Annotated in this window: 12 protein-coding genes; 4 read left to right on the top strand and 8 right to left on the bottom strand. The window is 58.5% G+C overall.

Annotation, left to right across the window (positions count from 1 at the left end):
* Window positions 1-8 precede the first annotated feature (8 nt).
* From dnaJ to grpE, 3 genes are all read right to left on the bottom strand, one after another.
* Window positions 9-1,133, bottom strand: coding sequence for a molecular chaperone DnaJ (dnaJ, locus tag ACA066_RS03730; RefSeq protein ID WP_497698180.1), 1,125 nt, complete (start codon window positions 1,131-1,133; stop codon window positions 9-11).
* Between the two features lie 297 nt (window positions 1,134-1,430).
* Complete coding sequence (gene dnaK / locus ACA066_RS03725; RefSeq protein WP_497698179.1) at window positions 1,431-3,347, bottom strand: molecular chaperone DnaK; 1,917 nt, start codon at window positions 3,345-3,347, stop codon at window positions 1,431-1,433.
* 102 nt (window positions 3,348-3,449) lie between these two features.
* Entirely contained in the window at window positions 3,450-4,016 is a 567-nt protein-coding gene (gene grpE, locus ACA066_RS03720) for a nucleotide exchange factor GrpE (RefSeq protein WP_497698178.1), read from the bottom strand.
* Window positions 4,017-4,257: 241 nt separating this feature from the next.
* Here grpE and recN point away from each other — a divergent pair, with 241 nt between their 5' ends.
* Entirely contained in the window at window positions 4,258-5,931 is a 1,674-nt protein-coding gene (gene recN / locus ACA066_RS03715; protein WP_497698177.1) for a DNA repair protein RecN, read from the top strand.
* A 75-nt stretch (window positions 5,932-6,006) separates the two neighbouring features.
* On the opposite strand, the gene fur is transcribed toward recN, so the two are convergent.
* A complete protein-coding gene (gene fur, locus ACA066_RS03710; protein WP_461951940.1) occupies window positions 6,007-6,411 on the bottom strand; it encodes a ferric iron uptake transcriptional regulator in 405 nt (134 codons plus the stop codon).
* Window positions 6,412-6,508: 97 nt separating this feature from the next.
* Between fur and ACA066_RS03705 the strand changes: the two genes are divergently transcribed.
* Window positions 6,509-7,036 (top strand): outer membrane protein assembly factor BamE, encoded by a 528-nt coding sequence (locus tag ACA066_RS03705; RefSeq protein WP_150633548.1) that lies wholly within the window; start codon window positions 6,509-6,511, stop codon window positions 7,034-7,036.
* Window positions 7,037-7,096: 60 nt separating this feature from the next.
* On the opposite strand, the gene ACA066_RS03700 is transcribed toward ACA066_RS03705, so the two are convergent.
* From ACA066_RS03700 to ACA066_RS03690, 3 genes are read right to left on the bottom strand one after another with little or no spacing between them, the layout of a single operon-like run.
* On the bottom strand, window positions 7,097-7,411 hold the full coding sequence (locus ACA066_RS03700; RefSeq protein ID WP_497698176.1) for an RnfH family protein: 315 nt from the start codon (window positions 7,409-7,411) through the stop codon (window positions 7,097-7,099).
* Complete coding sequence (locus ACA066_RS03695; RefSeq protein WP_497698175.1) at window positions 7,404-7,838, bottom strand: type II toxin-antitoxin system RatA family toxin; 435 nt, start codon at window positions 7,836-7,838, stop codon at window positions 7,404-7,406. Before ACA066_RS03695 ends, ACA066_RS03700 begins: the two co-directional genes overlap by 8 nt.
* Before the next feature lie 7 nt (window positions 7,839-7,845).
* Window positions 7,846-9,249, bottom strand: coding sequence for a sodium-dependent transporter (locus ACA066_RS03690; RefSeq protein ID WP_497698174.1), 1,404 nt, complete (start codon window positions 9,247-9,249; stop codon window positions 7,846-7,848).
* 118 nt (window positions 9,250-9,367) lie between these two features.
* Here ACA066_RS03690 and smpB point away from each other — a divergent pair, with 118 nt between their 5' ends.
* Window positions 9,368-9,850 carry an SsrA-binding protein SmpB gene (smpB, locus tag ACA066_RS03685; protein WP_008029800.1) on the top strand — a complete coding sequence of 161 codons (483 nt, stop codon included), beginning with the start codon at window positions 9,368-9,370 and terminating at the stop codon, window positions 9,848-9,850.
* A 130-nt stretch (window positions 9,851-9,980) separates the two neighbouring features.
* Here smpB and ACA066_RS03680 read toward each other — a convergent pair whose 3' ends face one another.
* Window positions 9,981-10,748, bottom strand: a complete 768-nt coding sequence (locus ACA066_RS03680; RefSeq protein ID WP_497698173.1) for a GntR family transcriptional regulator — start codon at window positions 10,746-10,748, stop codon at window positions 9,981-9,983.
* 262 nt (window positions 10,749-11,010) lie between these two features.
* Here ACA066_RS03680 and ACA066_RS03675 point away from each other — a divergent pair, with 262 nt between their 5' ends.
* Window positions 11,011-12,705 carry a lactate permease LctP family transporter gene (locus ACA066_RS03675; protein ID WP_497698172.1) on the top strand — a complete coding sequence of 565 codons (1,695 nt, stop codon included), beginning with the start codon at window positions 11,011-11,013 and terminating at the stop codon, window positions 12,703-12,705.
* The last annotated feature ends 46 nt before the right edge of the window (window positions 12,706-12,751 follow it).

Genomic DNA, 12,751 nt, shown 5'->3' with positions numbered 1-12,751 from the left:
CTCACTCCTTACAGATCGCCAAAGAAGCGCTTCACGCCTTCGAACCAGCCGGTGGTTTTCGGCGAATGGCTGTTGTCGTCCGCCAGCGAACTGCGGAACTCTTCCAGCAATTCGCGTTGACGACGTCCCAGGTTGACCGGGGTTTCGACCGCCACACGACACATCAGGTCACCGGCACCGCCACCACGCACGGGCGCAACGCCTTTGCCGCGCACACGGAATTGTTTGCCGGTCTGAGTCCCTTCAGGGATTTTCAGTTTGACCCGACCATCAAGGGTCGGAATCTCCAGCTCGCCACCCAGCGCCGCATCGACGAAGCTGATCGGCACTTCACAGAACAGGTGCTTGCCGTCGCGCTGGAAGATCGCGTGCTCGCGCACATTGATCACCACGTACAGGTCGCCAGTCGGACCGCCCTGAGCACCCGCCTCGCCTTCGCCGGACAGACGAATGCGGTCACCGGTGTCGACACCGGCCGGCACTTTCACGGAAAGGGTTTTGTACTCTTCAACGCGGCCGTCACCGTTGCAGGAGGTGCATGGATCGGAAATGATCTTGCCCTGACCATGGCAGCGCGGGCAGGTCTGCTGCACCGAGAAGAAACCTTGCTGCATGCGGACTTGACCGATACCGCCGCACGTCGGGCAGGTGATCGGCGAGGAGCCTTTCTTGGCACCCGAGCCATCGCATGGCTTGCAGTTGACCAGTGTCGGAACGCGGATATTCACGGTTGTGCCGCGCACCGCTTCTTCCAGATTCAGCTCCAGGGTGTAACGCAGGTCGCTGCCGCGCTGGGCGCCGCCACGAGCACCGCCGCGACCGCCACCGAAGAAGTCACTGAAGACATCACCAAAGATGTCGGAGAAGTTCTGACCGCCAAAACCGGCACCGCCGCCACCCATGCTCGGGTCGACACCGGCGTGACCGTACTGGTCGTACGCCGCGCGTTTGCTGGAATCGGACAGCACTTCGTAGGCCTCGTTGGCCTCCTTGAACATCTCTTCCGACGCTTTGTCATCGGGATTACGGTCCGGGTGGTGCTTCATCGCCAGGCGACGGTAGGCCTTTTTCAGGTCCGCTTCGCTTGTGCCACGCTCAACACCCAATACTTCGTAATAGTCACGCTTTGCCATAAGTCTTTGCACTCTTAAGGACGTTCGGCAAACCTCTCCTGAGCCTCGCCAAACTCGTTGAGCCCCAATACAGGCCCGGACCCAACTCACGTCAATTCAACGATCCTGGTCTTTGATTCATTGCAGTACTTTCGGCTCGAAAAGCAGGAGCATTCCCGGCCATACCGCCAACACACGAGCGCTGTCGCATGCTGTAAAAATTCGTGTACTCCAGACACGCCAACGCGGGAGCAGGCTCCCGCGCGGCGACATCCTACCAGTCACCGCCTCAAGGCAGTCAACCGGGCGACCAACAACTTACTTGTGGTCTTTGACTTCTTCGAACTCGGCATCGACAACGTCGTCAGCCTTTTCAGCTTTTTCGTCGTGCGGTGCCGCGCCTTCAGCAGGCTGAGCCTGTTCGGCGTACATCTTCTGCGCCACTGGAGCGGAGACTTTCGACAGCTCTTCAACTTTGGCTTCGATTGCAGCTTTGTCGTCGCCTTTAACAGCGGCTTCCAGAGCAACAACAGCAGCTTCGATTGCAGCCTTCTCTTCAGCAGTCACTTTATCGCCTGCTTCCGCGACCATTTTACGAGTCGAGTGAACCAGTGCATCGCCCTGGTTGCGGGCAGTCGCCAGTTCTTCGAACTTGCGGTCTTCCTCGGAGTTCGCTTCAGCATCGCGAATCATTTTCTCGATCTCTTCATCAGACAAACCGGAGTTGGCCTTGATCACGATCGACTGAGCCTTGCCGGTAGCCTTGTCTTTGGCGCCTACGTGCAGGATGCCGTTGGCATCGATGTCGAAGGTCACTTCAATTTGTGGCACACCGCGTGGCGCTGGTGGAATCTCGGCCAGGTCGAACTTGCCCAACGACTTGTTCTGAGCCGCTTGCTTACGCTCGCCTTGCAGCACGTGAATGGTCACGGCGCCCTGGTTGTCGTCGGCAGTCGAGAACACTTGCGATTTCTTGGTAGGAATCGTGGTGTTTTTCTCGATCAGCGCGGTCATCACGCCACCCATGGTTTCGATACCCAGTGTCAGCGGGCTGACGTCGAGCAGCAGAACGTCTTTCACGTCACCGGCCAATACGGCGCCCTGGATAGCAGCACCCATGGCAACGGCTTCGTCCGGGTTCACGTCTTTACGTGCTTCTTTGCCGAAGAACTCGGTCACCAGCTTCTGAACCAGTGGCATACGGGTCTGACCGCCGACCAGGATCACGTCGTTGATCGCGCCAACGTCGATGCCGGAGTCTTTCAGAGCAATGCGGCAAGGTTCGATGGTGCGCTGAACCAGGTCTTCTACCAGCGCTTCGAGCTTGGCGCGGGAGATTTTCACGTTCAAGTGCTTGGGACCGGTGGCGTCTGCAGTGATGTACGGCAGGTTCACGTCGGTCGACATGCTCGAGGACAGTTCGATCTTGGCTTTTTCAGCGGCTTCTTTCAGGCGCTGCATGGCCAGCGGGTCACCCTTGAGGTTCATGCCGCTTTCTTTCTTGAATTCGTCGACGAGGTAGTCGATCAGACGAATGTCAAAGTCTTCACCACCCAGGAACGTGTCACCGTTGGTGGCCAATACTTCGAACTGGTGCTCGCCATCGACTTCCGCGATTTCGATCACGGAAACGTCAAAAGTACCGCCGCCCAGGTCGTAAACGATCACGGTGTGATCGCCTTTCGCCTTGTCCATACCGTAAGCCAGAGCGGCTGCGGTCGGTTCGTTGATGATACGTTTAACGTCCAGGCCTGCGATGCGACCGGCGTCTTTGGTCGCCTGACGCTGGCTGTCGTTGAAGTAGGCCGGAACGGTGATCACCGCTTCGGTCACTGGTTCGCCGAGGTAGTCTTCGGCGGTCTTCTTCATTTTCTTCAGAATTTCAGCCGAGATTTGTGGCGGCGACATTTTCTGGCCGTTCACTTCTACCCACGCGTCGCCGTTGTCAGCCTTGGCGATTTTGTAAGGGACCATCTTGATGTCTTTCTGTACGACTTCTTCGTCGAACTTACGACCGATCAGACGCTTCACCGCATACAGGGTGTTGTGCGGATTGGTCACAGCCTGACGCTTGGCCGACTGGCCAACCAGGATTTCGCCATCGTTGGCGTAAGCGATGATCGACGGCGTGGTACGCGCGCCTTCGGCGTTTTCGATTACTTTGGCTACGCCGTTTTCAAGCACGGAGACGCAGGAGTTGGTAGTCCCCAGGTCGATACCGATAATTTTGCCCATGTTCACTCTCCCGAAACTTTGGATTTGGTTGCCGCAGCAGTGGTGGCTAACTGCGGTAGCACTTAAACGCTTGACTTCTAAATGGGGGCCTTGCGGCTAATTTCAAGCCTGCTCGTCAATCGAAGGCGAAACCGGCGCAGGGGCCTTGCTGACCACGACCATGGCCGGGCGCAGCAGACGACCGTTGAGCTGATAGCCCTTCTGGAACACCTTGAGCACACTGTTCGGCTCTACGTCGGCGCTTTCCTGCATGGCCATTGCCTGATGCTGAACGGCGTTGAACGGTTCGCCATGCGGATCGATCGCTTCCAGCTGATAACGCTTCAGGGTGTCCTGGAACATTTTCAGGGTCAGCTCGATGCCTTCGCGCATTGGACGGATGCTTTCGTCATCCGGACTGGACAACTCCAGACCACGCTCCAGGCTGTCGATGATCGGCAGCAAATCGCCTGCGAATTTTTCCAGGGCGAATTTGTGCGCTTTTTCTACATCCTGCTCGGCGCGGCGGCGGACGTTCTGCAGATCAGCCGCTACACGCAAGGCCTGATCCTGGGCGCCAGCCAGTTGCTCTTCGAGCACTTGTACACGAGCCGCCAGGTCATTACCCGAATCCTGGGCAGCCTGATCGGCGTCTAGATTTTGCGTATCCACTGTCTGTTCGTCAGCCATAGATTTCTCCTTTCAATTTCGTCCGCGAGCTCAACTCGCGCTTCTGTCCCGGTATATGGGGCCGCAAAAATCAGCTTCAAGGGGCTCGATATGATTAACCCTACAAAAAACAGCTGCATTGCCATTCCTCGATGCGCTAACGATTTCGTCGGACCAAGCAAATCGAGCTAAGCGAGGGCATTGTCAGGCACAAATAAAACACTGTATAAATAACCAGACCTAAAGCCTGGGAGCGGCCTTTATGCTGGTGCACCTGTCCGTACACAACTACGCCATCGTCGAACATCTCGATCTCGAACTCGATCGCGGGATGAGCGTGATCACAGGGGAAACCGGCGCCGGCAAGTCGATCATGCTCGACGCCCTCGGCCTGACCTTGGGCGATCGCGCCGACAGTGGCGTGGTCCGCCCCGGCGCTGACAAGGCCGACATCCTTGCAACCTTCGACCTGGTCGACATCCCCGAAGCCAGCGCCTGGCTGGCCGAGCGCGACCTCGAAAGCGATGGCCCGTGCATCCTGCGGCGGGTAATCACCGCCGAAGGACGTTCGCGTGGCTACATCAACGGCACGCCCTGCCCACTGGGTGACCTCAAGGCCCTGGGCGAGTTGCTGATTGATATCCACAGCCAGCACGAGCACCAATCCCTGCTCAAGACCGACACTCACCGCCGCCTGCTCGACGAATACGCCGGCGCCACCGACCTTGCCCGCCAAGTGCAATTGGCCGCCCAGCGCTGGCGCCAGACCCGCCAGGAGCTGGAACGACTGTCCAACTCCGGCGACGAGCAGCGCGCTCGCCATCAATTGCTCAGCTATCAACTCGAGGAACTTGAAAACCTCGGCCTCGGTGAAAACGAACTGGAGCAGTTGGAGCAGGAACACAAGAACCTGACCAACGCCGAAACCCTGCTGGGCATCTGCCGACAAGTGGTCGAACAATGCAGCGAAAGTGATTCCGGAAATGTCCTGAACGCCCTGACTGCAAGCCTCAATCGCCTGTCGAGCGTGAACAACTCGATTGGCGCACTGGGCGAAGCCAGCAGCTTGCTGACCAGTGCGCAGATCCAGGTTGAAGAAGCGGTGGGCGAGCTGAATCGCTTCCTCGATAACTTCGACGCCGACCCGGCGCGCCTTCAGTACCTGGAAGAACGCCTCGATGCGATCTACACCATGGCGCGCAAACACCGCATCCAGCCGACCGAGGTCGCCGAGATGCAGCAGCGGCTGCTGGATGAAATCGAAACCCTGAATGCCAATGATGAATCCATCGAGCGGCTAAGCGACGAACTGGCCTCCTATGCCCGTCACTATCAGGAAAAGGCCCGGGAGCTGAGCGACTTGCGCCACCAGGCCTCAAGCAGTCTGGCCAGTGCCGTGGAACAGGAAATCCAGCGACTGGGCATGCCCGGTGGACGCTTTACCATCGAGCTGCGCCCCAACGGCAGCGATGAGTTGCTGCCGAACGGACTGGAACAGGTCGAACTGCTGGTAAGCGCCAACCCTGGGCAACCATTGAAAGCCCTGGCCAAAGTAGCCTCAGGCGGTGAGTTGTCGCGGATCAGCCTCGCGATTCAGGTGATCACTGCACAGACTTCGCGCGTACCGACCCTGGTATTCGACGAAGTGGACGTGGGCATTGGCGGTCCAACAGCGGAGATTGTCGGCCAGCTACTGCGTCGCCTAGGTGAGCGTGGGCAAGTCCTCACAGTGACTCACCTGCCACAAGTGGCGGCGCAAGGGCACCAGCATCTATTTGTGCACAAGGTGCGCGGCGAGGATGCGACACACACAGCCGTCTCCAAGCTAAGCAAGAACGATCGCGTCGAAGAAGTGGCACGCATGTTGGGTGGCATCGACCTGACCAAGGAATCCTTGGCTCACGCCAAGAAAATGGTCGTTACCGCAAAAATTTAGGAACGGCAGAAAGCACGAAGGCGACCCTGGGGTCGCCTTCGCTCGTTTCACGAACCTGAAGTTCGCGCGACATGCTTACTTTTTCTTGCGTACGTACAGCACCAGATTGTGATCAACCATCTCGAAGCCATACTTATCGACGATGGCTTTCTGCAGACGCTCGATTTCTTCGTCGAAGAATTCGATCACTTCACTGGTCTCGACGTTGACCATATGGTCGTGATGCTTGCCGTCGTCCAGCTCGAAGACCGCATGGCCTCCATCGAAGTTGTGCCGCACCACAAGGCCAGCTGCCTCGAACTGGGTCAGTACACGGTAAACCGTGGCCAGACCAACGTCCTCACCAGCCTCCATCAGCGCCTTGTAAACATCCTCGGCACTCATGTGGCGTTGCTGGGCGGAATCGAGCATTTGCAGAATCTTGACCCGTGGGAGGGTCACTTTGAGGCCGGCTTTGCGTAGTTCGCTATTTTCAACCATGGTCAGCTTTCTCGCGATGCTGCTTCGCAGCTTCTCTTAATGCGGGTATGATCGGCGTTTACGTTGTCCCAGCCAAGATAGTGGAAGTCGCCCACCGATGCAAAACACCAAGCTCTTGCTAACCAGTTTCACCTTTGTGGGACTGCTCGCACTCGCCGGTTGTTCATTCCCCGGGGTTTACAAAATCGACATCCAGCAGGGCAATGTCGTCACGCAGGACATGATAGACCAGTTACGCCCGGGAATGACCCGTCGGCAAGTACGGTTTATCATGGGCAACCCTCTGCTGACCGACACGTTCCATGCCGATCGCTGGGATTATCTGTACAGCCTGCAACCGGGTGGCGGTGAACGCCAACAGGAACGCATTAGCGTTATCTTCAACCCAAATGACCAACTTGTCAGCCTCTCTGGTGATTTCATGCCAGGCGTGAGCCGGGACGAAGCCATTCTCGGCAAGGACAGCGGCACTAACGTGACCGCACCTGCAGAAAACGCCGAGAAGCCGAAACCGGAAAAACCGGTCAAGCCGGGTTCGTTGCTGGATCAGATCCAGAAGGACGTGGACGGCGTAGAAACCGTACCGGTCCCGACGCCAGAACCGCTGGAAACCTCGCCGCAGTAATTTGCGACGCAATAAAAAACCCGGAATGTCCGGGTTTTTTATTGTCTGGCGTTTGGCGCATCACTGATTCCGCGCTTTGGCCTCGGCAGCCTTGGCGGCGCGAAGCCGGCGAACCTCTTTCGGATCAGCCAGCAGCGGCCGATAAATCTCGATGCGATCCCCCGCCTGAACCTGACGAATGTCCGGATCCGCGACCACCTTGCCGAATATCCCCACGGGACAATTAGCCAGATCCAGCTCCGGAAACGCCTCGGCCACCCTCGACTCCAGCAAAGCCATCCGCACTGTCGTGCCTGCGGGCACCGTTTCACAGAGAAGCACCTGACGGTCCACGGCGGCATACACCACCTCAACCTCGATCACGGCCTCAACCATGCATTTGCTTGGCGCGCTGGCAGAACGCATCCATCAGCGTATTGGCCGCCTGATTGAACAGCGGCCCCAGGGTCGCGCGAACAATCGGCCCGGCGTAATCGAACGAAAGGTCCAGGCTGATCTTGCAGGCCTTGTCGGTCAATGCCTTGAACACCCAGATGCCATGCAACTGAGTGAACGGGCCTTCCTCGAGGTTCATCTCGATCGATTGCCCCGGAACCAGCGCGTTGCGCGTCACGAAATGCTGGCTGAGACCACCCTTGGCCACACCTACGCTCGCGCGCATATGCTCGGGAGAGCTTTCCAGGACTTCGGCCGACGAGCACCACGGCAGAAACTCCGGGTAACGCGCCACGTCATTGACCAGGTCATACAGCGCTTGCGCCGGATACGGCAGCAGTGCCGAACGTTGAATGTGTGTCGTCATGTCAGCGTCACTTCCACAGCTGGGCGGCAAACACTACGAGAATGCCGATGGGCGCTACATAGCGCATCAAAAACAGGGACAGATTGAACAACATGGGGCTGCGGATCGACAACTCGTCGCGCACCGCTTCACGCCCCATCACCCAGCCCGCAAACACCACGAAGCACAAACCACCGAGTGGCAGCATGATCCGCGAGGTAAAGAAATCGATCACGCCAAAGAAATCCAGGCCGCCGGCCGCACCCCATTGATAGAGATGGAACATTCCGCCTTCGTTCACGAAAAACCTGGCTTCCTTCCAGATATTGAAGGAAAACACCGTCCCCAGACCGACGAACCAGCACGTGAACGCCAGCCAGAACGTCACCCAGGCGCGACTGACTTTAGTACGTTCAACCAGGTAAGCCACCATCGGCTCCAGCAACGAAATCGCCGAACTCCAGGCCGCAATCGCTACCAGCACGAAAAACACTACGCCCATCAACTGGCCGAACGCTACGTTACCAAAGGCAAATGGCAGGCTGACGAACATCAGGCCAGGGCCTTCACTCGGATTCAGGCCGGCAGCAAACACTATTGGAAACAACGCCAGGCCGGCCACGAGCGAAACAAAGGTATCGAGCAGCGCTACTCCGACGACGGTGCCTGAAATCGACGAGTCCTTAGGCATGTAAGCGCCGTAGATCATGATCGAACCCACGCCCACGCTGAGGGAGAAGAACGCATGCCCCATGGCGGGCAGCAAGCCGTCGAGGACTTTTTCCGGGTGGAAGTCGAACATGAAATGCACGCCCTCCATGAAATGGCCGGTGGTCATGCTGTAACCCAGCAGCACCAGAATCATCACAAAGAGCAACGGCATCATGATGCGCAGGCTGCGTTCAAGCCCGGCGACGACGCCTTTGGCGATCACAATGGCGGACAGCAGCATAAAAATCGTGTGCCAAAGTGTCAGGCGCCATGGGTCGGCGATCACCCTGCCAAAGTAAGCGCCAACCTGATCGGGCGTTACCCCCTGGAAATCGCCGCGCCCCATGTCGATGATGTAATCCAGCGACCAGCCGCCGACAACGCTATAGAAAGACAGGATCAGCAGAGCCGTGATCATCCCGGCGAACGCGCCCCAGGACCACTTTCCCGAATGCCCCGCCTCCAGCGCCAGCACCTTCAAGGCGTTGGCCGGACTTTGCCGGGCGCGCCGGCCGATCAGGGTTTCCGCCAGCATGACCGGCACGCCGATCAGTGCGATACAGGCCAGGAACATCAACACAAACGCACCGCCGCCGTAGACCCCGACCATGTACGGGAACTTCCAGATGCTACCCAGGCCCACGGCCGAACCGGTCGCGGCGAGTATGAAGACCCAGCGGCTAGCCCAACTGCCGTGGACAGAAACCTTGTCTGTCGACATCGTTACCACGTCCAAGCATTGAAAAAAGAGGGCGCATTGTCCGGGATTCAATCAACCTGCTCAAGCACGCTGCGTCACCGTAGCCGACTCGCTTGCAACTCCCTATAATGCCGCCCCTATGGCTAAACAGAAGAAACACCCAACAGGGACCATCGCGCAAAATAAAAAGGCGCGACACGATTACTTCATCGAACATCGGTTCGAGGCTGGTCTGGTCCTGGCCGGCTGGGAAGTAAAAAGTCTGCGGGCGAGCAAGCTGCAACTGGTCGACAGTTACGTGCTGCTCAAGGATGGGGAAGCCTGGCTGCTCGGCAGTCACATCACCCCCCTGACGACCGCCAGCACCCACGTCATCGCTGATCCGACGCGCACCCGTAAATTGCTGCTCAACCGCCGAGAGCTGGAAAAGCTGGCCGCCGCCGTGCAGCAAAAGGGTTACGCGTGCGTGTGCCTGTCCTGGTACTGGAGCAAGCACATGGTCAAGTGCGAGATCGCGTTGGGCAAGGGCAAGAAGGAATACGACAAGCGTGACACCGAACGCGAACGCGACGCCGGTCGCGAGTTGCAGCGTGCGGTGCGCAACAAGGGCAAGGAAGAGTAATTTCCTTCCTTGAGACCGCCTTCGCGGGCAAGTCGGAACGCCGCCCGCTCGCTCCTACAGGACCGCGTAATCCTGTAGGAGCGAGGCTTGCCCGCGAAGGCAATCGCAAAAACGATACAAAACTGACTGACTACATCCCCTTGCGCCGCTCCGCCCGGGCCATGCGCTGCACTTCCTGACGCACCTCTTCCAGTACTTCCTGCACATACAAAATGTGTCGACTGGAGACTTCCCGCGCCTGCTCCGCCCTACCTTCGATAATCGCCATGTACAACTCCCGGTGCTGCGTGATCAGCATGTCGCGGGTTTCAGTGCGCTGCTTGTACATACCGCCGATGTTGGTCACCACGTTGCGCTTGAGCAGATCGAACAGCCCGCGAATGGTGTGCAGCAACACCGCGTTGTGACTGGCTTCGGCGATTGCCAGGTGAAAATTCGCATCCGCCGCGCCCTCTTCCGCCCGGCTCACTTCATCGTGACGCGTGTAGCAATCCTGCAATTCATTAAAGGCCGCAGTCAGTCGCTCGCGATCGACATCCGTGGCGCGCAGCGCTGCGTAATAGGCGCAGGACGCTTCCAGGGTGTGGCGAAACTCCAGCAGATCACGCTGGGCCTCGGGGTTGCTTTCCAGCAGATGAAGAAGCGGATCACTGAAGGTCGTGCCCAGTGATTCCACCACATAATTTCCGCCGCCCTGGCGACTGACCAGCAAGCCCTTGGCCGCCAGCTTCTGAATCGCTTCGCGCAACGAAGGGCGTGACACGCCGAACTGCTCGGCCAGCGCGCGTTCTGCCGGCAAGCGTTCACCTGCCTTCAGCGTGCCCTCGAGGATCATCCCCTCGAGCTGCTCGACAATATCGTCAGACAAACGGCGCTGACGAATTTGATCAAACCCCATAACTCAAATCTCCACGATCCCGACGGCTCGCCGGGCTCTCTATTCTGGCCTATCGGCGCTGTACCAGCACCTACCCGACGGCATTTGTTCAAGCGCACCACTCGGGAGCCATAGCGCTTGTTCGACAAAAGTTTTAGGGCGGCAAATTGACACACCGCCTATAAGGCTTTTACCCTAGCGAACAGCGATTGTAAATTGGTATTACCAATTATCCAAGAACGCTGAACAGTGCCTGACCAACAACAATTAGGGGCCACCCCATATGCAAACCTGGCAACAGCTCTATACCCCGCTCGGCAGCCTCGGCTTTTCCGCGCTCGCGGCCGTAATTCCCATCGTGTTTTTCTTTCTGGCGTTGGCCGTGTTCCGGCTCAAAGGGCACGTGGCCGGCAGCATCACGCTGGCCTTGTCCATTGCGGTCGCCATCTTCGCCTTTCAGATGCCGGTCGACATGGCATTCGCCGCCGCCGGGTATGGCTTCGCTTACGGCCTGTGGCCGATTGCGTGGATCATCGTGGCTGCCGTGTTCCTCTACAAACTGACGGTCAAGAGTGGTCAGTTCGAAGTGATCCGCAGCTCCGTCCTCTCGATCACCGACGACCAGCGCTTGCAGGTGTTGCTGATCGGTTTCTGCTTCGGTGCATTCCTTGAAGGTGCAGCCGGTTTCGGCGCACCGGTAGCGATTACCGCCGCACTGCTTGTAGGACTGGGCTTCAATCCGCTGTACGCCGCTGGCCTTTGCCTGATCGCCAACACGGCGCCGGTGGCGTTTGGTGCCTTGGGGATTCCAATCATCGTGGCCGGGCAAGTGACCGGTATCGACGCGTTCAAAATCGGCGCCATGACGGGCCGCCAACTGCCGCTGCTGTCGCTGTTCGTGCCGTTCTGGCTGGTGTTCATGATGGACGGCCTGCGCGGCGTGCGGGAAACCTGGCCGGCAGCACTGGTCGCTGGCTTGAGCTTTGCCATCACCCAATACTTCACCTCGAACTTCATCGGCCCTGAGTTGCCGGACATCACCTCGGCCCTGGCCAGCCTGATCTCCCTGACGCTGTTCCTGAAAGTCTGGCAGCCAAAACGCGCTGCAGGCCAACACATCGTCGGTGCCGTCTCGGCTTCCGTGGTGAGCGCCAGCGCTGGCGGTTTCGGCCTGCCGCGCAGCACCGTGGCTTCGCCCTACAGCCTCGGTGAAATTCTCAAAGCCTGGTCACCATTCCTGATCCTCACCGTGCTGGTGACCATCTGGACCTTGAAACCCTTCAAGGCGATGTTTGCCGCTGGCGGGTCGATGTACAGCTGGGTGTTCAACTTCGCGATCCCGCACCTGGACCAAATGGTGATCAAGGTCGCACCGATCGTGGCCGCCCCGACTGCTATCCCGGCTGTGTTCAAACTCGACCCGATTTCCGCGACCGGCACGGCGATTTTCTTCTCCGCGTTGATCTCGATGCTGGTACTGAAGATCAATGTCAAAACTGGTCTTACCACTTTGAGAGAGACCTTCTACGAACTGCGCTGGCCGATTCTGTCCATCGGCATGGTGCTGGCGTTTGCCTTCGTCACCAACTACTCGGGCATGTCCTCGACCATGGCCCTGGTACTGGCAGGCACCGGCGCAGCGTTCCCGTTCTTCTCGCCGTTCCTCGGCTGGCTGGGCGTGTTCCTGACCGGTTCCGATACGTCGTCCAACGCGCTGTTCAGCTCGTTGCAGGCGACTACCGCACACCAGATCGGCGTCAACGACACCTTGCTGGTCGCGGCGAACACCAGCGGCGGCGTAACCGGCAAGATGATCTCGCCACAATCGATCGCCGTGGCCTGCGCCGCGACCGGTCTGGTGGGCAAGGAGTCGGATCTGTTCCGCTTCACCCTCAAGCACAGCCTGTTCTTCGCAACCATCGTCGGCTTGATCACCCTGGCTCAGGCCTACTGGTTCACCGGCATGCTGGTGCACTAAGTACTACAAGACAAACAGCAAAAACCGACGCCGGACTACGATTCCG

This window comes from Pseudomonas sp. LBUM1651, assembly GCF_059716135.1.
This window is presented reverse-complemented; position numbering and strand designations above follow the sequence as displayed.